Source organism: Paraburkholderia sp. FW306-02-B, from assembly GCF_058782725.1.
Genome location: NZ_JBYSXZ010000001.1, coordinates 111,380 through 131,137 on the forward strand (window position 1 = coordinate 111,380; position 19,758 = coordinate 131,137).

Genomic DNA, 19,758 nt, shown 5'->3' on the forward strand with positions numbered 1-19,758 from the left:
ACTGCCTGATGGTCCGGTTGCAGGAACCGGCTTCCGTCTTGCCTAGAAGGAGTGACGCATGCCGACACGAACGACGGTCTGCGTCGGCGTGGCCGATGGCGTGCCGCTCGTGAAGTCGCCGATCGTTGCCGTCGCATCGACCAGATTGCCGTAGCGGTCGAGCGTCTTGCCGGCGGCATGCGTGTAGCCGCCGATCAGGTAGAACTGGGTTGCCTTCGACATCGAGTAGAACGCGCCCGCGCCGACAGTGTGGTATGTCGGTGCCGATGCGCCGTCGATCCTGGCGCCGCGTGCGTAGTTGTAGCCCAATGCGACGCGCGTGAAAGGCGTGAAGTTGTATTCGGCATTCACGCCCACTGCATTGAACGTCTCCTTGTGCTTGAACAGGGAACCACCGTCCGGCGTGTATTGCGTGTTGCCGTAGTTCACACCGAAGCGTGCATTGCCGACCTTGTACGTAGCGGCGGTAGCGATGATCTGCAAGTCCCTGGTGCTGGCGAAACCCTCGGTCACCGACGAACCGAACGAGCCGTCATACGAACTGTCCCATGTGTCGGAATGCGGCAGGGTGGTGTTGTTGGTCGCATTGAGGTAGGCCACGCCGACGGCGAACGGGCCGTACTCGTAGTTACCGCCTACGCTCCACATGTTGCGGGCCTTCACGCTGCCCGGCAGGTTGCCGAAGCCGTACATGGCACCGAACTGCATGCCGTTCCAGGCCGGGGTGCGATACAGAATCGTGTTGTTGACGCGCGACTGGTTGTCTTCGTTGTCGAGATCGCCCGGGTGAGCGGTCACGCCGGTCGTGAACGAACCCGGACCGATCGAGGCCACGTACATCACGATCGGGTCGTACTGGCGGCCGAGCGTGAGGGTACCGTACTGCTTGCTCGACAGGCCCATGTAGGCCTGGCGGCCGAATAGACGGTCGCCCGACCAGCTCTGACCGTTGCCGATGTTGAAACCGCTTTCGATCTGGAAGATCGCCGACAGACCGCTGCCGAGATCCTCGCTGCCCTTCAGGCCCCAGCGAGGACCGGACCACGTGCCGCTTGCGAAGCCGTAGAACGGCTTGTTCTGATAGCTGGTCGGGCGACCGGCCTTGCCGGGCGCGACGACGACGCGTTGGCCGCTCGTGTAGCCGAGTCCGGCGTCAACCACACCGTACAGCGTGACGCTGCTCTGAGCATATGCGGCGGCGCCGAACGTACCGAGCGCGAGCAGTGCGAAGCATGACTTTTTCATCGTTCCATTAACTCCCAATTCCCTCTGTCGTTCGTGAAGGAAAATCCGTGGAGTGCAGCCGTTGATGCGGCCGCGCCCCAGTGGCTCGTTCCTCGTATGTGCGTGATGTGCACACGTGTGCAGTCTCGTGCCAGAAAAAAGGCCAAAAAGAACGATTGCCCCTCATCCTTTCAGACCTTCTTCAACCAAAACTGAACACGTGTGCACAACAGCTGGAAAAATTGGAGGCGGTTTGCCCCCCTTTCTGCGACCTGTCGACACGGTGCCTTCAGGTGATCCTGATTCGAAACGGTTCGCAGTCTTACGTCAATCGATGAAGCGTGTGTGACAGTGGCGCAGAAATCTCGGATGAGTCGCATTCCTCATGACATGAATCTTCGGGAAATAGCGCGAAAACCAGGGAATTTCCGGGCATTCACCGGAAGCGATGTGAAGGATTGTTTTAATTCGGGAACACGCTGTTGCGGCAGTCGCGTGATCGCTCATCAAAGACATACCTGCCGGGACGTCGCCTAGGTGCTTCGGAGCAAACGGAAAAAACCTGACCGCCCATCACAAATCTTTCACGGAACGTCAGAATAATGCCGGACATGCACACGTGTGCACATCGGTCCGGGGCGATGCCGAATGTGCCGGGGTGATCTCGAACATGGTTGAAGGGGCAGGGAAATGAGCAAATCGACGAAGCGGATTTTCAGGTGCAGCCTGATGGTTGCCGGGCTGACTTTCGCAGGCCACGCACTGGCTGCGGACTACACGATCTCGGTGGTGGCCGGCGGCTCGGGCCCGAACGACACCTATCGTACCGACGCGATCGAAATGGCCGCCGACGTGCTGATGAAGCAGGCCGTCGCGAAGGGCGAGCATCTGAAGATCACGGTGGAAAAGCGCAGCTATTCCGACTGGGACAGCTTCAAGCAGGCAGTCACGCTGTCGGCCGAATCGGGCAACGCACCGAACATTGTGGTGACTGGCCATGAAGACATCGCACCGTGGTCGCAGTCGGGCATCATCGTGCCGATCGAGGATTACCTGGAGACCTCGGCCCCGTCGATCAAGGGCATTTACCCGAACCTGATGAAGGTTGCCTCGTACAACGGCAAGCTGTATGGCGTGCCGCAGGACGCGGAAGCCCGCACGATGTTCATGTGGAGGAGCAGCCTGCGCGCGATCGGCTATAGCGACAAGCAGATCGATGCGCTGCCGGGCAAGATCAAGTCCGGCGAATACACGCTCTACGACATGCTCGCCGATGCGAAGAAGGCACAGGACAAGGGTCTCGTTGCGCCGGGCTACGGTTTCTATCCGCGTCCGTCGGCCGGCCCTGACTACTGGCAGTACTACGTGAGCTTCGGCGGCCAGATGCAGAATCCGAAGACCGGCAAGCTCGTGTTCGACAAGCAGGCGATCCGCAAGACCTATCAGTTCTTTGCTGACGCAGTGAAGATGGGCGTGACTCGCAAGAACATGATCGGCACGCCGTGGGACCAGTGGTATCACGAGGTGGCGGCAGGCAAGGCGGTGTTCTGGCAGGGCGGCACCTGGCATTATGTGCGCTACACGGGCAAGGAGGGCCTGAAGGATTTCTTTGGTAACGTCGACTACTCGATGATCCCGGCAGGCGACAAGACCGGCAAGGCGAATACCCTCACGCACCCGCTCGTGTATCTGATCACGAAACAGGGCAGCGACAAGCAGAAGGCGATCGAAGCCAAGCTGATCGAAATCGCTTCCGAGCCGCGCATCAATGCGCTGCATGCGCTCAAGTCGGCGCACCTCGGCATCAGCCCGGAGGAGAAGAACGTCGAAGCCTACCGCGCCGACCGCTGGTCTGCCGAAGCCACGGAGCGACTGATGCCGTACGCGTACGCGATGCCGAACGACAGTGACCTCGGCAATCTGTGGAATATCTACTGGAAGGGTCTCGAGGCCGCATGGACGGGTTCGAAGTCGCCGGAAGAAGCCGCTGCCGACGCCGAGAAGGAAGTGCGTGCCAGCAGCTTCGCCAGCAAGGTCGAAGTCCGGTAATGAGCGTGCTAAATCGGTCGCGCACCCTGGGGCCGGCGATGCTCGCGCCGGCCCTGGTTCTCTTGTCGCTCTTCTTCCTGCTGCCGGTCGTGATGACAGCAGTGTTCTCGATGACGGACATGAGCACGGCCACCGGGATTGGCCGCGGGACGTACCAGTTGACTCCCGTGGCCCTGTCCCGCCTGTCGAATGAGTTCAACCAACCTGACCTGGCCATCCGTCTTGGGCAGGTCGGATACAGGGTCGATGCGCACGGCATCGATAGACTCAAGGCCAATGGTGCGCCCAGTGCTTTTGTCGATGCGATTGCCGCACAACTCATGAGCCGCAGCTACGGGCAGCGCGATGATCTCGTGACCGCGTTGCGCGTGCTTCCGGGGCGGCCGGACGAGGTGTTCGTGCTCAAGCGCGATGCTGACGCGTTCCTGCAGTCCGCGGGCGGCGGCAAGTACGACAGTGCTGGCAGTCTGCTCGCTGCGGTGTCCGTCGCTGGGCAATCCCTGACGCCCGAACAGCAGCAGGCCGTGGTCAAGGCCAGCTATACAGGCTGGACCGTGACTGTCGGCAACTATGCGCGGATGGTGTCTTCGCCCGGCACCTGGAAAGTGCTCGGCAACACGCTGTTCTACGTGTTCGGTACGCTCAGCCTGTTCAATATCGGCTTTGCGCTCGTGCTCGCGCTTGCAACGCACTACTTGCCGGCCCGGCTGTCGGGCGGTCTGCGCGCGATCTGGCTGTTGCCGCGCATCACGCCTTCTGTGCTGTATGTGCTGCTGTGGAAGTGGCTGGCCTGGGACACCGGTTTCATCTCGATGGTGATGTCGGCTTTCGGCGTACCGGCGCGCAACTGGATGCTCGATTCCGCCACGAATGCCTGGATATTCGTGTTCCTGATCAATGGTGTGGTGGGTGCCTCGATGGGCATGCTGATCTTTTCATCAGCACTGGCCGCCATTCCCAAGAGCCATTTCTGGGCGAGCGACGTGGACGGTGCGAGCCGCTGGCAGCAGATCCGCTATATCGTGTTGCCGCAACTGCGCTGGCCGCTGCTGTTTGTCACGTGCTACCAGACGTTGTCGCTGCTGACCTCGTTTGAATATATTCTGCTCGCGACCGACGGTGGTCCCGGCGGCTCGACCGAAGTCTGGGCGCTGAGCGCCTTCCACGTCGCGCTGCACAACTATGCGGGCAACCTGCAGTACGGCTATGGCGCGGCACTCGCGATGGTGCTGGTCGGCATCGGCCTGGTGCTGTCCTGCCTCTATCTGAAGTTGTTTGGCTTCACGAAGCTCGTGGTTCGGCCACGCATTGAAATCTAGGAGCGGACGATGAGCAATAAACCATCGAACGTGCTGCTGCCTGTGGTCACCATTCTGCTTGGTTTGGCGAGTGTGCCGCTCGTGCTGATGTATGTGTACCTGCTGGTCGATACGTTCACCGACACGCGTGCGGGCGAGTGGCTGCCGCACGCGTTCACGCTCGCGCACTGGCATTTCCTGTGGCAGGACCTGCCGGGCCGTCCAAACATCTGGACGGTCACGCTGAACACGTTGCTGTTTGCGAGCACGACCACCTTGCTGGTAGTCGTTATCTCGTCGGCGGCAGCCTACACGCTGTCGCGCATGGATATCCCGTTGCGTGGCTTCTTCCTTGGCGGCGTGATGGTGCTGCATGCGTTTCCGACCGTCACGCTGCTGATCGCGACGTTTCTGATCCTGCAGTACATCGGGCTCTATGACACGCTGCCGGGCGTGATTCTCTGCAAGGCTTCGCTCGAACTGCCGTTCGGCATCTGGATCCTCAAGGGTTTCTACGACAACGTACCCTGGGAAATCGAAATGGCCGCCATCCAGGATGGGGCAAGCCGTTTCCGCGTCTGGCGTGAGATCGTACTGCCGCTGGTGCGGCCGGCGCTGCTGCCGCTCGCGATATTCTCGTTCCTGGCAGGTTGGAGCGAGTATCTGCTGCCGCAGGTGCTGGCGCCGGGCAATCATGCCCAGGTGCTGTCCGTCTATCTCGCCGGCCTGATCGCTGACGACAACAACTACGACATGGCCACCTTCAAGGCAGTGGGACTGTTCTATGCCGCGCCGGTCATGATTCTTTTCATCGTATTCCAGAAGCAGCTCATGAACATGTATAGCGGGGGGAACAAGGGATGAGCGGCATCCGGATTCTCAATCTCACCAAGCGCTTTGGCGAAACCCTCGTCATCGACAATCTCAACGTCGATATCGCGCAGGGCGAGATGATCGCGCTGCTCGGCCCGTCGGGTTGCGGCAAGTCCACCACGCTGTTCGCGGTCAGCGGCATCCATCGCGCCGACGAGGGGCAGATCCTGATCGGCGGACGCGATGTGACGCAGGAACCACCGCAGACACGCAATGTGGGCGTGACCTTCCAGTCCTATGCGCTGTATCCGCACATGACTGTCGAGCAGAACGTCGGCTTTCCGCTAAAGGTGCGCGGCGAACCGCCCCGCGAGATCAAACGCAAGGTGGCCGAGATCGCTGCACTCGTGCGGATCGACTCGCTGCTGCACCGCAAACCCGCCGAACTGTCGGGCGGCCAGCAGCAGCGCGCGTCGCTCGCGCGGGCGATTATCCGCCGTCCGGATGTGCTGCTGATGGACGAACCACTCGCCAACCTCGACGCGAGCCTGCGCATGGCCATGCGCGCGGAGATCCGCCGCATCCAGCGGGAATCGGGCATCACTGCGATTCTCGTTACGCACGACCAGGTCGAGGCGATGAGCATGTGCGATCGCATCGCAATCATGCAGCATGGCCGGATCGTGCAGGTCGATACGCCGGTACAAATGTATCGCAATCCGCGCACCGAATTCGTGGCCGGCTTTCTCGGCAATCCGCCCATCTCGTTTATCGGCGGCAGTGTGGATGCGCAGCAGTTCGTGAGCGGCGGCGCGCGGATCGCGCTTGGCGGGACGCGCGCGGTGGCGCAGGGTCCCGCGCGTGCCGGGTTGCGTCCCGAGCACGTGACGCTCGTATCCGGGGGCGGGAATCCCGCGACCGTGAGTTTTGTCGAGCATCAGGGGCGCGAGATCCTGTACGACCTGCAACTGGCCAATGGCGACATCATTCGCACGCTGCAATCCGGCGGGCCGGTGCTGAAGGCGGGTGAAGCGGTGCAGTGGCATATCGAAGCGAACGACATCCTGTTTTTCGATGCACTCGGAGACCGTCTGCATGTCGCGTGAACACGTCCGCCAGGCCATCGCCGCGTTGGCTCGCCCAGAGCCGCTCTGTGTCGCCCATCGTGGCGCAAGCGGCCACCGACTCGAGAATACGCTCGAAGCCTTCGCGCTCGCCGCGCACCTGAACGCCGACATGTGGGAGATCGATGTCCATCTCACTGCCGATGGCATCTGCGTGGTGAGTCATGATGCCAATCTGCTCAAGCATGCGGGCGTCGATGTCGAAATCGCGCAATTCACATTCGACCAACTGCGCAAATACAAGCTGAATAACGGCGAGCCCGTGCCGAGCGTGCGCGAAGTGATCGAGCTTGCGCAGCGTACCGGTTGCGGCCTGTATGTCGAACTGAAGGCGAAGGGCAGCGGGCCCAAGGTCGTCGCACTGCTCGAGGCCATGCGGTTCGACCGTGCCGTGCTCGGCTCATTCGATATCGCGCAGGTGGCCGAACTGGCCGAGGCGGCATGCCCGTATCCGCTGTCGGTGCTGGTGCCGGTCGGGGCGAATCCGTTTGCGCTGGCGGAAGCCGCAGGGGCCGATTTGATCCACCTGTGCTGGGAGCGCGCGTCGGATACGCCGCACGAACTGCTGACGGACGAACTGATGGCCGAGGCGGGCAGGCGCGACCTGCCGATCGTCGCCTGGCACGAAGAGCGTGAGCGCGAGATTGCCGCGCTCCGCAAATTGCCGATCCTGGCGATCTGCAGCGATCTGCCGGAAATGATCAGTGGGTACCGCCCGCGCGAGGACAATCCGATCGAGATCGTCTGCCATCGCGGCGCAAATACCGTTGCGCCCGAGAACACGCTGGCCGGTGCGGCACTCGCGTATCGGATGGGCGCGCAGCGGGTTGAGCTCGATGTGCGCACGAGTTCGGACGGGAAGCTGGTCGTGATCCATGACGACACGCTCGCACGCACGACGAACCTTGACGGCCCGGTGGCCAACCGCACCCAGGAAGAACTGACGCACTGCGACGCGGGTTCGTGGTTCCATGCACGTTATGCGGGCGAGGTCGTGAGCACGCTCGGCGATTACCTCTCCCTTGCGAAGCACCGTGGCGGACTCTTCGTCGAAATCAAGGCGGCGGAAGTGCGCCGGGTCATGGAAGAAGTGGCGGCGCACGATGCATGGACGTACTGCTTTTTCTGGTGCGAAGACAGCGCCGTGATCGACCGGATCCAGGCGGGCTATCCGCAGGCGCGCACGATGCGCCGCCGCCAGGATTTCCCGAGCCTCGACGCGCTGCTGGCAGCCGGAAAGCCGTATGTCATCGAATACGATTACCGTATCGACGATCTGTCGGAATTCGCACGCGCGCGCGCGGCGGGCGCACGGATTATGGTGCGCTTCTTCTCGGAAGTCCCCGACGATGCCCGGACGCTGATTGCGCTGAAGCCCGATATGGTGAATATTGACGATCCGTTCGTGTTCAGCCGCGCCTATGCAGCCTGGCTGCAGAGCGAAGCGGGCCGGACCGCAGACACGAATACGGGTACGAATACGGATGCTTAAACAGGTAACAGCCCAGGAAGTGGCGGAAGCGGCGGGGGTTTCCCGTTCCGCGGTGTCGCGGACCTTTTCCAATAGCGGCTACGTATCGGAGGAAACGCGGCGGAAGGTGCTCAAGGCGGCGGATACGCTCGGCTATCGCGTGAACCATCTCGCGCGTGGCCTGAACATGCAGCGTTCCGATCTGGTTGGCCTGGTGGTGGCCGATATCGACAACCCGTTTCGCGCCCAGCAACTGAAGGACCTCAGCGAGGCACTGCTCGAGCAGCAGTTCCGCCCGTTGCTGATCCCGACCGCGGAAGGCCGCGACAGTGCGCAGGTGATCGACATGCTGATGCGCTATGCGGTATCGGGCGTCATCATCACGTCCGATACACCGCCCGCCGAGATCTACCGGAGGTGCATTCGCCACGAGGTGCCGGTGGTTCTGATCAACAAGGCGGATCAGCCTCCCATGGTCGACCGTGTGTTATGCGACAACGCGAAGGGCATCTCACTGCTCGCGGATTTCTTCCGTCAAGCCGACTGCCGGCATGTTGCGGTTGTTGCTGCGGAAGATGGTTCCTACAGCATCCAGACGCGTGAGCGGCTGTTCGTGAAGCAGGCCGCGGCGCTGGGCATGCGGACCTCGCGGGTCCACGTGCCTCGGCATCACTACCAGGGCGGCGGCATGGCGGCACGCGAACTGCTCGAGGCCGAGGCCCTGCCGGATGGCGTGTTCTGTGCCAACGATTACCTTGCGCTCGGACTGATCGACCATCTCCGGCAGAAGCTGAGCGCCGCGCGGTTCCGGAAACTGCACATCGCGGGCTTCGACGACATTCCCCAGGCCAGCTGGCTCGGCTACCAGCTCACCACGGTCCGGCAATCGACGCGCGAGTTGGCGGATGCCGCCGTCGGTCTGCTAAAACGGCGCATCGATCACCCGGAGCGCGACGCGCAGACCGAGACGATCGACGTGCAACTGATCGTGCGCCAGTGACCCACTCTCCGAACGTTATCCATGGATTCATTACATCAGCGCCTGGCGGTGGCCAGGCAGCTTGCGCGGGACGCCGGTGCGCTCGCGCTGTCGTTTCAGGAACGACTGAAGCGCGACGATCTCGTAATCGTCGAGAAGGGGCCGCAGGACTTCGTCAGCGAGGCTGACCGGGCAACCGAGCGGCTGATCCGTGACGTGCTGACCACGCAGTTTCCAGAAGACGGGTTTCTTGGCGAGGAAACCGGACTTACCGAGGGCCAGGCCGGCATGTGGATCGTTGATCCGATCGATGGGACCAGCAACTATCTGCGCCAGCACCGGCACTGGTGCGTGTCGATTGCCTACGTTGTCGCCGGCGAGCCGGTGCTCGGTGTGATTTTCGATCCGGTCAACGACGAGCTGTTTCATGCCTGCAAGGGCGAAGGCGCTTACCTGAACGGGGCTCGTCTGCAAGGCCGCAAGCTGCAGGCCGGAGCAGGGCTTGTGAATATCGGCTATTCGGCGCGTACGGCGTTGTCGACGTACCTGAGTACCATCGAACAGCTTTACCTGAAGGGCATCGAGCATCGTCGTCTCGGGTCGGCTGCGCTCGGTCTTGCGTATGTCGCGGCAGGCCGGTTCGATGGCTACGTCGAGGCGCATATCAACGCCTGGGATGTGATGGCCGGCGTGGTGATCGTGCGCGAGGCCGGGCTGCGGTCGGACCTGAAGCCGGTTGATAACGGCTACGCGATTCGCGCAGGGCTGCCGGGGCTGGTGGATTTGCTGCCGTAAATTCTTTCGAGTGAAGCGGTGGTCGCGTTAAACCGTTTGCGGAGCATGCGCGGTTTTGCGGGGCGAAAAAAAAGCTCCCGATTGCTCGGGAGCCTTTTACTTTTAAATACTTTGGTGGGGCGTGAGTGACTCGAACACTCGACCTACGGATTAAGAGTCCGCTGCTCTACCAACTGAGCTAACGCCCCAAAGAGAAGCGAAATTATGCAGTAACTTTCCGAGATTGCCAAGTCCCCTTAGCAACTTTCTTAAAAATATTTGTGATGGTCGCCGCGGGTACGCCCAGCAGACCGGTCCTCGCCAGAAAGACGTTGAGCTCATCGCCCCGGTATCATGTCGCGACACCATGCCGCGCGAAGCGTCGCGCGGCGATCGACCGGGGACAGACATGGATGACAAAGCGATTATCGAGCTGCTCGACCGCATCTTGGCGCCATGGGTGCGCACGCTTACGCTCACTCCGGTCAAGGTCGACGAAGAGAGCGCGACGCTGCGCCTGCCGTTTTCCGGCGAACTGCGTCATTCGGGTGGCGTGATCTGCGGTCAGGTGTTCATGGCGGCCGCCGACACGGCGATGATCGTCGCGATTTCAGCCGCGCTCGGCGGCTTCAAGCCGATGAGCACGGTCTCTCTCAATATCAGTTTCATGCGCGCGGTCCGTAAAGGCGATGTGCTGATTACCGCGCGCGTGTTGCGCATGGGCCGTAATCTGGTGTTCGGCGAAGTCGAGTTGTTCGATGAAACCGGCAACATGGCCGTCCACGCCACCACGACCTACGCGCTGCTCGACTGAGTCGAACCCGCAAGAGCCGCATTAGAGGAAACAGCCAAGATGTTCGATCAGGTCGTATTCGCTGGTGGCGGCAATCGCTGCTGGTGGCAGGCAGGATTCTGGGACGTCGTGCGGCCGGAATTGCATATCCGTCCGCGCGTCATCACCGGCATTTCGGCCGGCGCCGCCACCGCGTGCATGCTCTACACGCGCGATTCCGACTGGGTGATGCGCTATTACCAGGACGCGCTGCGCCACAACACCCGCAACGCGTACTGGGGCAACCTGCTGCGCGGCGAATCGGTGTTTCCGCATTACCGCATCTACCGGCAGGCGCTGCTCGATATCTATGGCGACAAGTTCTCGACGCTCGCACAGGCGCCGGAAATCCGCATCGGCGTGTCGCATCTGCCGCGCTGGCTCGGCGCGCGCAGCGCGGTCGCCGCGGGGCTGATCGCGTACAACATCGAAAAGTACGTGCGCAAGACACTGCATCCGACGCTCGGTCAGACGCTCGGCTTCCATCCGGAATTCGTGCGCGCGCAGGATTGCGCGACTGTCGAGGACCTCGCGGATCTGATCCTGCAATCGTCGAGTACGCCGCCGTTCACGCCGGTTCTGCGGCGCAACGGCCGGCCGGTGCTGGATGGCGGGATGGTCGATAACGTGCCGGTCGGCGCGCTCGATGCCGACGCGCCAGGCAACGTGCTGGTGATGGTCACGCGTCTCTATCCGCGTCCGCAGATGTTCGTCGTGCCGCATGGCGTGCAGCAACGGCTCTATGTGCAGCCGTCGCGCAAGGTACCGATTTCAAGCTGGGATTACACGAGCCCTTCGCAGATGGTGCACGCGTATAACCTCGGCCGCGCCGACGGCGAGACCTTTCTGGAACGCGTGCCCGATCTGTGGGAAGCCGCCGCGCACGAAGCGCGCTGAGCAGCGGCGGCGCGGTTTCGCTTCGCTTCCGTTTCGTTGCAACGCCGCGCGCGCGAGGCGTGGGCCACGCTTAACGCCGCCGGCCGCCCTGCAACGCTTCCGGATTCGCCACGCTGGCCGTATCGCCGGCGTCGAAAGCCAGAATGTTCTTGAACGCCGCGGTGAAATACAACTCGTAGCTCTCGCGCTCGACGTAGCCGATGTGCGGCGTGCAGATCACGTTTTCCATCCGCAGCAGGCTGTAGCCCTGCAGAATCGGCTCGCTTTCGTAGACATCGATCGCGACCATCCCCGGACGGTTGTGCGACAGCGCGCTCACCAGCGCGTTTTCGTCGAGCAGTTCGGCCCGGCTCGTGTTCACGAGCAACGCGGTCGGCTTCATCCGCATCAGATCTTCCTGCTTGACGATGCCGCGCGTGTCGTCATGCAAACGCAGGTGCAGCGACAGCACATCGCTCTGCTCGAACAGCGCTTCGCGGCTTTCGGCGACGCCGAAGCCGTCGATGCGCGCCGCTTCGCGCGAATGTTCGCGGCCCCAGATCAGCACGTTCATGCCGAACGCCTTGCCGTATCCGGCAACCAGCCGCCCGATCTTGCCGTAACCCCAAATCCCCAGCGTCTGGCCGCGCAACACCTGGCCCAAACCGAAGTTCGGCGGCAGTGCCGACGTCTTCAACCCCGACTGTTGCCAGGCCCCTTGCTTAAGGTTTGCTACGTATTGCGGAATCCGCCGTTGGGCAGCCATGATGAGTGCCCACGTCAATTCGGCCGGCGCGAACGGCGAGCCGCTGCCTTCCAGCACCGCAATGCCGCGCTCGGTACACGCCGGCAGGTCGATGTGGCTCGACACCTTGCCGGTTTGGCTGATCATGCGCAAACGCGGCAACTTGTCGAGCAGTTGCGAGTTGATGCGGGTACGTTCGCGAATCAGGACCAGCGCGTCGACTTCGGAAAGACGGCTCGCCAGCTGGCCCAAACCACGGACAGTGTTGTTGAAAACCTTGACCTCATGGTCGGCCAGCAATTGAAAGCAGTCGAGCTTGCGAACGGCGTCCTGGTAATCGTCGAGGATGGCAATCTTCATGGTATGTGTCTTGCGGCGCACCATGGCGGTGCGGAACGGAGTGTTATGCTGGCTGTCCCACCATGTGACCTAGGTCACACGTTGGTCTGGATGGATGCTTTACCGTAGAAGCTGCCGCGAAGAACGGCAGCACCACGGCAAAGCCGATTGACATCGTTTTTAACAGTTTGTTGTGTGTTGAGGCAAGCCGCTTTACAGACGGTTTCAGAAGGCTGTCGGCGGATGCCTCCGCGCAACGGGCTGTGTGTAGCCCACGATGACCTGCACAATCGAATTGCGCGTCGAGTCGTAGGAATGCCGACGTAATGGATTGAACGCCTCTCGCATGCAGCGTCGCTGGGCTTGCACCGTTTTTCTATTGCTATCAAAACGGAGACAGGTCGATGAATCATCCCTCATTCGAAGGACAGCCCACCTTCGCAGTGCCCGCATGGGTTAAACACCGAAAACTGATCGAGTGGGTCGAGCGCGTCGCGGCGTTGACCAAGCCCGATCAGGTTGTCTGGTGCGACGGTTCGCAGGAGGAGTACGACCGCCTGTGCGCGCGGATGGTCGAAGCCGGCACCCTCAGGAAACTCGATCCCGTCAAACGTCCGAATTCGTATCTGGCGTGGTCCGATCCGTCGGACGTGGCTCGTGTTGAAGACCGCACCTTCATCTGCTCGCAGCGTCGTGAAGACGCCGGGCCAACCAACAACTGGATTGCCCCGGCCGAAATGCGCTCGACGCTCGACGGCCTGTTCGACGGCGCGATGCGCGGCCGCACGATGTACGTGGTGCCGTTCTCGATGGGGCCGCTCGGTTCGCCGATCGCGCACATCGGCGTCGAGTTGAGCGACAGCCCGTACGTGGTGGCCAACATGCGCGTCATGACGCGCATGGGCCGCAACGTGTGCGACGTGCTGGGTGCGGACGGCGAGTTTGTGCCGTGCGTGCATTCGGTCGGCGCGCCGCTCGCTACGGGTGCTAAAGACGTGCCGTGGCCGTGCAACGACACCAAATACATTGTTCACTTCCCCGAATCGCGCGAAATCTGGAGCTACGGTTCAGGCTACGGCGGCAATGCGCTGCTCGGCAAGAAGTGCTTTGCGCTGCGCATTGCGTCGACCATGGGCCGCGACGAAGGCTGGCTCGCCGAACACATGCTGATTCTCGGCGTGACGTCGCCGGAAGGGCGCAAGCACCACGTCGCCGCCGCGTTTCCGTCGGCCTGCGGCAAGACCAACTTCGCGATGCTGATTCCGCCGGAAGGCCTGAACGGCTGGAAAATCTCGACAATCGGTGACGATATTGCGTGGATCAAGCCGGGCAAAGACGGCCGTCTGTACGCAATGAATCCGGAAGCGGGCTATTTCGGCGTCGCGCCGGGCACCAGCGAGAAGACCAACTTCAATGCAATGGCCACGCTGAAGGAAAACGTCATCTTCACGAACGTTGCGCTGACCGACGACGGCGATGTCTGGTGGGAAGGCATGACCGACGAGCCGCCCGCACACCTGATCGACTGGCAGCGCAAGGACTGGACGCCGGCGATCGCCAGGGAAAGCGGCCGCAAGGCGGCGCACCCGAACGCGCGCTTCACGGCGCCGGCATCGCAATGTCCGTCGATCGATGCTGAGTGGGAGAACCCGGCGGGCGTCGCGATCGACGCGTTCATCTTCGGTGGCCGCCGTTCAACCACGGTGCCGCTCGTCACCGAGGCGCGTAACTGGATCGAAGGCGTCTACATGGCCGCGACCATGGGCTCGGAAACGACCGCCGCTGCCGCTGGCCAGCAGGGCGTGGTGCGCCGCGACCCGTTCGCCATGCTGCCGTTCTGCGGCTACAACATGAGCGACTACTTCGGTCACTGGCTCAAAACCGGTGAGCGCCTCGAGAAATCGAACGCGAAGCTGCCGAAAATCTTCTGCGTGAACTGGTTCCGCAAGGGCGCGGACGGCAAGTTCGTCTGGCCGGGTTTCGGCGAGAATATGCGTGTGTTGAGCTGGATGGTTGGCCGCATTGAAGGCTCGGCGCAAGGCGAGGAACACGCATTTGGCGTGTCGCCGCGCTATGAAGACATCGATTGGAGCGGGCTCGATTTCAGCCGCGAACAATTCCAGCAGGTGATCTCGGTGGACGCCGCTGCCTGGCGCGACGAACTTGCTCTGCATGCCGAGTTGTTTGACACACTGCAGCAAGGGTTGCCACCGGCTCTGACTCAGGCTAAAGCAGCCCTGGAAGGAAAACTCGCCGTCTGATCAGGTGAGTATTCACTTCGAACAGAAAGCCGCCTTCGGGCGGTTTTTTGTTTTCTGATTCGACCCCCGAACACTTTTGCTGATTCAGCAACGCCCGCGCGACCGTTGCATCTGTTCGAACAAAAAAGACAGTGCAAGCTGCAGTGCAGCAGATTGTTTCTTTTTCGGGAACAATGAGCGTTCATGCTCCACGCTGGGGAACACAGTGGCACAAATATCGACAAAATTTCCGCTTTGATGGGCAACTTCTGCACGATTTCGCGAGTCGTAGGAGAATTCCAAGTTCGCTTCACTGCTTTTCAGGAAGCTGTAACACGGCAGGAGTAGTCCTATGGATCATTTGCAGTCGATGCGAGTATTCGTCAAAGTGGCGGATCTCGGCAGTTTTGCCCGCGCTGCAAGCGCGATGGATATTTCCAACGCAGTCGCGACCCGCCACGTTGCCGATCTCGAAGGCCGCCTTGGTACGCGGCTGCTCAATCGCACAACCCGCAGCTTGTCGCTGACCGAATCAGGCCAAGTTTATCTTGAGCGTGCGCGCCAGATTCTCGACGAATTGGAAGACGTCGAGCAGATGGTGGTCGCGCGAAATCACGAACCCGTCGGCACGTTGCGAATCGTCGCGCCGGTCGTGTTCGGGTTGCATAACTTGGCGCCGGTGCTCCAGACCTATGCGGAGCGTTATCCGAAAGTCATTCCCGACGTCACGCTGGTGGATCGGCAGGTCGATCTGGTCGAAGAAGGTTTCGACGTCGGCGTCGTTATCGCGCGGCAGATGCGCAGCGCGAGCATTGTCACGCGGCGTTTGACCACTGGTTGCATGACGGTGTGCGCGACGCCGGCGTATCTGGAAAAGCACGGCACGCCCACGCGTCCTGAGCACCTGCTCGAGCACCCGTGCCTGAGCTTGCCGTCCGAGTATTGGGGCGACGAGCGCGTGTTCACGGGGCCGGAAGGCGAGGTGCGGGTGCGTCCGTCGAACGTGATCGTGGCGAACAACACGGAAATGCTGCGGCAGTTTGCGCTGCTCGGCATGGGCATCGCGATTCTGCCGAGCTATCTGATCGGGCGCGACATGACGCGCGGCAGGCTCGTGCGTCTGCTCGGCGATTACCGTTTGCCGCAGGTGGAGATCAACATTGCGTATCCGAGCCGCCGCCACTTGCCGGCGAAGGTGCGCACGTTCATCGATCACCTGGTCGAGCATTTCAGCCAGACGCCGAACAGTCTGCTCGGCGAGCAGTGGATCAAGGACGGCCTTGTGCGGCCTGCCACGGCGGCCGCTTTGGATTCCGCCGAGATCACCCCGCCGGAAGCGTTCGACGGCGCTGAGCCGCTGTCACATCTCCTCGACAGCGAGTTGTCGCCCGTGCCGAAGACCTTGGCGAAGACATCGAATCGCTCGCGGCCGACGGCTTTGTCGCGGCTGTGAACTGAGCTGAGGTGAGCTCACGTACTAGCCGGGGAGCACGGTGGTAAGTGCAGTCTGGTAGGCAAATAAAAAGGCGCAGTCACTTCATGTGACTGCGCCTTTTTTATCGCAAGCGCGAAGCTGGCCGGACGCGAGTTACCTCCTGGCCGCCGGCTCCAATTACGAGCCGGTCTTGCGCGCTACTGCTTTTTTAGCGGGCGCCTTCTTGGCTGCCGCGGTCTTGGTGGCGGGTGCTTTCTTCGCTGCCGCCTTTTTGGCCGCTGGCGCCGCCTTCACAGCGACTGCCGCTTCTTCGTCATCCGGCTCCGGCGCCGCCTTGGTTGCCGACTTCGCCGCCGCAGTCTTCGCGGCGGTTTTCGCCGACGGCTCCTTCTTCTCGAATTCGAAGCCAATCTTGCCGTCGTTCTGCTTGACGAGGAACGCCTTGAAGTTACGGCCGGTGCGCGACGATTTGAAATTCGTCAGCAGGTCGGTACGTCCTTCTTCCAATAGTTTCGCCATCTGCTCGCGGGCGATTTCCTGCTGCAAGATCACCTTGCCCGAGCGGAAGTCGCACGTCTTCGGACTCGCGACCGAGTTCTCGCAGACATAGCTCATGCCGTGCTCGAACACGCGCCCTTTGCATTTCGGGCATGCGCCGACCGGCTGCTGGTCGGAGAAATCAGGCGGTTCGCCGTCTTCGCCGCCCGAATCCTGGCCGAAGTCGAACTCGAGCTTGTAGTTCTTGATCTCGTCGTCGAGCGAGAGCTTCAGGATTGCCGAGAACGGCCGGCCCATCTTGCTGCGGAAACCGGAAAGCGGTCCGATCGTCTTGTTCTGCAACAACTCTTCGACTTCCGGAATTTCGAACTGACGTCCGCCCGGAATTTTCGAAATCGAAAACTCGCACTTCGAGCACGCAAAGCGCCGGTAGTTTTCCTTCACCTGACCGCCGCAATTCGGACACGGCGTCTGCAACGTCGCGTAATCGCCGGGGATCGTGTCGGAATCGTATTCCTTCGCGCGCTTGACGATGGTCTGCGTCATGCGCGCGATTTCCTGCATGAATGCGTCGCGCGGCAGGTTGCCGCGCTCCATTTGCGAGAGCTTGTATTCCCACTCGCCGGTCAGCTCCGGCGCGGTCAATTCCTTCACGCCGAGGCCGCGCAACAGCGTCATCAGCTGAAACGCCTTGGCGGTCGGAATCAGATCGCGGCCCTCGCGAATCAGATACTTTTCACCGAGCAGCCCTTCGATGATGGCGGCGCGCGTGGCCGGCGTGCCCAGACCCTTGGCCGCCATGGCTTCGCGCAGCTCGTCGTCCTCGACGAGCTTGCCCGCGCCTTCCATTGCCGACAGCAAGGTCGCTTCGTTGTAGCGTGCGGGTGGTTTCGTCACCAGTTGCTGCGCGGCGATCTTGTCGGTCTTGACCTTCTCACCCTTTTGTACCGGCACAAGGTTCGCGTCTTCGCCGCTGATTTCACGGCCGTAGATCTGCAACCAGCCCGGTTCGACCAGCACCTTGCCTTCAGTCTTGAAATGATGGCCGACCACTTCCGTGATCCGCGTCGTCACCCGATATTCAGCGGCCGGGAAGAACACAGACAGGAAGCGCTTCACGACCAGGTCGTAGAGCTTCTGTTCCGGTTCGGACAGATTCTTCGGCGCCTGCAGCGTCGGGATGATTGCAAAGTGATCGCTGATCTTCGAATTATCGAAGATGCGCTTGTTCGGCTTCACCCAGCCCTTGTCGAGCACTTGCTTGGCAAACGGCAGATAGTTGTTGCTCTCCTTGAGCATGCCGAGCGTTTGCTTGACCGTATCCATATAGTCTTCCGGCAACGCGCGTGCGTCGGTCCGGGGATAGGTCAGCACCTTGTGCTTTTCGTACAGCGCCTGAGCGAGACCGAGCGTGTTTTTGGCCGAGAAGCCGAAGCGGCCGTTGGCCTCGCGCTGCAGGCTGGTCAGGTCGAACAGCGCCGGCGACAGTTGTGTGGACGGCTTCGATTCTTCGGTTACTGTGCCGATCTGCCCGCGGCAGGCGGCGACGATCGTTTCGGCGGCGGGCAGCGCCCACAGACGCGAGTCGCGTTTTTCCGGATCGAACTCGTCGCGCTTGAATTTCGGATCGAACCAGCGGCCTTCATAGAAGCCGGCTGCGCAGACGAACTCCGCCTTCACTTCCCAGTAATCGCGCGGCACGAAGCGGCGAATTTTCTCTTCACGCTCGACGACGATCGACAGCGTCGGCGTCTGCACCCGCCCGACCGTGGTCAGGAAGAAACCGCCGCCCTTGCTGTTGAACGCGGTCATCGCGCGCGTGCCGTTGATGCCGACCAGCCAGTCCGCTTCCGAGCGGCAGCGCGCCGCATCGGCGAGCGGCTGCATTTCTTCGTCGCTGCGCAGACGGGCAAAGCCGTCGCGAATGGCGCCCGCCGTCATGGATTGCAGCCACAGGCGTTGAACCGGTTGCCTGGCTTTTGCGTGCTGCGCGATCAGGCGGAAAATCAGCTCGCCCTCGCGCCCCGCGTCACATGCGTTGATGAGCCGGTCGACGTCTTTGCGCTTGAGCAGCTTGGTCAGCACCTTCAGGCGCGACTCGCTTTTTGCGATAGGGTTGAGGTCAAAATGCGGCGGAATGACGGGCAGATTGGCGAAACTCCACTTGCCGCGCTTGACTTCATAATCTTCGGGCGCGGCGATTTCCAGCAGATGGCCGACTGCCGAGGAAAGGACGTAGTCGTCGCTTTCGTAGTATTCGTCATGCTTGGTAAAGCCGCCCAAAGCGCGCGCGATGTCGTTCGCGACGGAAGGCTTTTCGGCGATGATCAGTGCTTTGGACATGACTCGATGTGAGGTTGGTAGATCCGGGTTGGTGGCCTTGAGTGCGCTTTCTTTAGCGCGACCCTCGTTTGTGACCTTTGCGACCCAATAACGACCGCTTTATAGCACACGGCGCGAGAGCGGCGCGTCAAGTGCCATAAAAAAGCGGACCGTCATAATGGTGTGCCCAGCGCTTGAGGAAGCGCTGGCAAGTGCGCTGCGCACGGCCCGCAACGCCTGTGCCGCAAGGCTGCGCGGCTGGCAGCTATGCTTCAGGCGACCGCCAGCGCGGGCCGCAGTTTGGGCGCCCCGCTGATGCCGGGCACGGCCGTCAGGTCGGCCAGCATCCGCTCGACAATCGCAGCCTGCGGTAAAACCGTGCCAAAAAAACGTGTCGTTACCGAGTCCTCGATCAGGATGGTCGGGAAATTCTCGACGTCCAGATCGTCGAAGCGGTCAGCGTGGGTTTCGATGTCGATCCATGCGAAACAGATGTCCGGGTGCTTGTCCGCCAGCCGGTCGAAAGCTTCCCGATAGTCACGGCAGGTTCCGCACCACTCCGCGCACAGGCAGGCAACGAACAGCGTCTCGGGTTCGTTGACGCGCTCGGCGATCCGGTCTTGGTCGGTGTCGAGATTCAGCGCGGGCATGGTGGTTCCTTGCGTACTTTTGTCAGGTGCTTTGGCGCGAATGTAGCATGGACGATCGCGAGTCGTGGTCAACCTTGGTCAATGCAGGG

The 19,758-nt window shown here is 61.6% G+C and carries 16 protein-coding genes and 1 tRNA gene; 11 read left to right on the forward strand and 6 right to left on the reverse strand.

What is annotated here, in order from left to right:
* Positions 1–42: 42 nt before the first annotated feature.
* Positions 43–1,245, reverse strand: coding sequence for a porin (locus AC3WOG_RS00455; protein WP_492576124.1), 1,203 nt, complete (start codon positions 1,243–1,245; stop codon positions 43–45).
* A 669-nt stretch (positions 1,246–1,914) separates the two neighbouring features.
* On the opposite strand from AC3WOG_RS00455, the gene AC3WOG_RS00460 reads away from it, so the two are divergent.
* The 7 genes from AC3WOG_RS00460 to AC3WOG_RS00490 are packed head-to-tail and all read left to right on the forward strand — an operon-like array spanning position 1,915 to position 9,753.
* Positions 1,915–3,273: an ABC transporter substrate-binding protein gene (locus tag AC3WOG_RS00460; RefSeq protein ID WP_492576125.1), complete on the forward strand. Its 1,359-nt coding sequence runs from the start codon at positions 1,915–1,917 to the stop codon at positions 3,271–3,273.
* Positions 3,180–4,592 (forward strand): carbohydrate ABC transporter permease, encoded by a 1,413-nt coding sequence (locus AC3WOG_RS00465; RefSeq protein WP_492576126.1) that lies wholly within the window; start codon positions 3,180–3,182, stop codon positions 4,590–4,592. Before AC3WOG_RS00460 ends, AC3WOG_RS00465 begins: the two co-directional genes overlap by 94 nt.
* A gap of 9 nt (positions 4,593–4,601) precedes the next feature.
* The gene (locus AC3WOG_RS00470; protein ID WP_492576127.1) at positions 4,602–5,435 is read left to right on the forward strand and encodes a carbohydrate ABC transporter permease; all 834 of its coding nucleotides are present in this window, start codon (positions 4,602–4,604) and stop codon (positions 5,433–5,435) included.
* Positions 5,432–6,490: an ABC transporter ATP-binding protein gene (locus AC3WOG_RS00475; protein ID WP_492576128.1), complete on the forward strand. Its 1,059-nt coding sequence runs from the start codon at positions 5,432–5,434 to the stop codon at positions 6,488–6,490. Before AC3WOG_RS00470 ends, AC3WOG_RS00475 begins: the two co-directional genes overlap by 4 nt.
* Positions 6,480–8,000 carry a glycerophosphodiester phosphodiesterase gene (locus AC3WOG_RS00480; protein ID WP_492576129.1) on the forward strand — a complete coding sequence of 507 codons (1,521 nt, stop codon included), beginning with the start codon at positions 6,480–6,482 and terminating at the stop codon, positions 7,998–8,000. Before AC3WOG_RS00475 ends, AC3WOG_RS00480 begins: the two co-directional genes overlap by 11 nt.
* A 19-nt stretch (positions 8,001–8,019) precedes the next feature.
* Positions 8,020–8,979 carry a LacI family DNA-binding transcriptional regulator gene (locus AC3WOG_RS00485; RefSeq protein ID WP_492576130.1) on the forward strand — a complete coding sequence of 320 codons (960 nt, stop codon included), beginning with the start codon at positions 8,020–8,022 and terminating at the stop codon, positions 8,977–8,979.
* Between the two features lie 21 nt (positions 8,980–9,000).
* Positions 9,001–9,753, forward strand: coding sequence for an inositol monophosphatase family protein (locus AC3WOG_RS00490; RefSeq protein WP_492576131.1), 753 nt, complete (start codon positions 9,001–9,003; stop codon positions 9,751–9,753).
* Between the two features lie 112 nt (positions 9,754–9,865).
* On the opposite strand, the gene AC3WOG_RS00495 is transcribed toward AC3WOG_RS00490, so the two are convergent.
* A tRNA-Lys gene (locus AC3WOG_RS00495) sits at positions 9,866–9,941 on the reverse strand.
* Positions 9,942–10,141: 200 nt separating this feature from the next.
* Here AC3WOG_RS00495 and AC3WOG_RS00500 point away from each other — a divergent pair.
* Together AC3WOG_RS00500 and AC3WOG_RS00505 are read left to right on the forward strand one after the other, a co-directional pair.
* Entirely contained in the window at positions 10,142–10,546 is a 405-nt protein-coding gene (locus AC3WOG_RS00500) for a PaaI family thioesterase (RefSeq protein WP_492576132.1), read from the forward strand.
* Between the two features lie 39 nt (positions 10,547–10,585).
* Positions 10,586–11,461 (forward strand): patatin-like phospholipase family protein, encoded by an 876-nt coding sequence (locus tag AC3WOG_RS00505; RefSeq protein WP_492576133.1) that lies wholly within the window; start codon positions 10,586–10,588, stop codon positions 11,459–11,461.
* Between the two features lie 70 nt (positions 11,462–11,531).
* On the opposite strand, the gene AC3WOG_RS00510 is transcribed toward AC3WOG_RS00505, so the two are convergent.
* The gene (locus AC3WOG_RS00510) at positions 11,532–12,545 is read right to left on the reverse strand and encodes a D-2-hydroxyacid dehydrogenase family protein (protein WP_492576134.1); all 1,014 of its coding nucleotides are present in this window, start codon (positions 12,543–12,545) and stop codon (positions 11,532–11,534) included.
* Between the two features lie 383 nt (positions 12,546–12,928).
* On the opposite strand from AC3WOG_RS00510, the gene AC3WOG_RS00515 reads away from it, so the two are divergent.
* Entirely contained in the window at positions 12,929–14,785 is a 1,857-nt protein-coding gene (locus AC3WOG_RS00515; RefSeq protein WP_492576135.1) for a phosphoenolpyruvate carboxykinase (GTP), read from the forward strand.
* Positions 14,786–14,869: 84 nt separating this feature from the next.
* Here AC3WOG_RS00515 and AC3WOG_RS00520 read toward each other — a convergent pair whose 3' ends face one another.
* Positions 14,870–15,067: a hypothetical protein gene (locus AC3WOG_RS00520; RefSeq protein WP_492576136.1), complete on the reverse strand. Its 198-nt coding sequence runs from the start codon at positions 15,065–15,067 to the stop codon at positions 14,870–14,872.
* Positions 15,068–15,116: 49 nt separating this feature from the next.
* On the opposite strand from AC3WOG_RS00520, the gene AC3WOG_RS00525 reads away from it, so the two are divergent.
* Positions 15,117–16,217 carry a LysR family transcriptional regulator gene (locus AC3WOG_RS00525; RefSeq protein ID WP_492576137.1) on the forward strand — a complete coding sequence of 367 codons (1,101 nt, stop codon included), beginning with the start codon at positions 15,117–15,119 and terminating at the stop codon, positions 16,215–16,217.
* A gap of 159 nt (positions 16,218–16,376) precedes the next feature.
* On the opposite strand, the gene AC3WOG_RS00530 is transcribed toward AC3WOG_RS00525, so the two are convergent.
* Positions 16,377–19,040 carry a DNA topoisomerase III gene (locus AC3WOG_RS00530; protein ID WP_492576138.1) on the reverse strand — a complete coding sequence of 888 codons (2,664 nt, stop codon included), beginning with the start codon at positions 19,038–19,040 and terminating at the stop codon, positions 16,377–16,379.
* Between the two features lie 251 nt (positions 19,041–19,291).
* Positions 19,292–19,669: a thioredoxin family protein gene (locus tag AC3WOG_RS00535; protein WP_341313689.1), complete on the reverse strand. Its 378-nt coding sequence runs from the start codon at positions 19,667–19,669 to the stop codon at positions 19,292–19,294.
* Positions 19,670–19,758 lie beyond the last annotated feature (89 nt).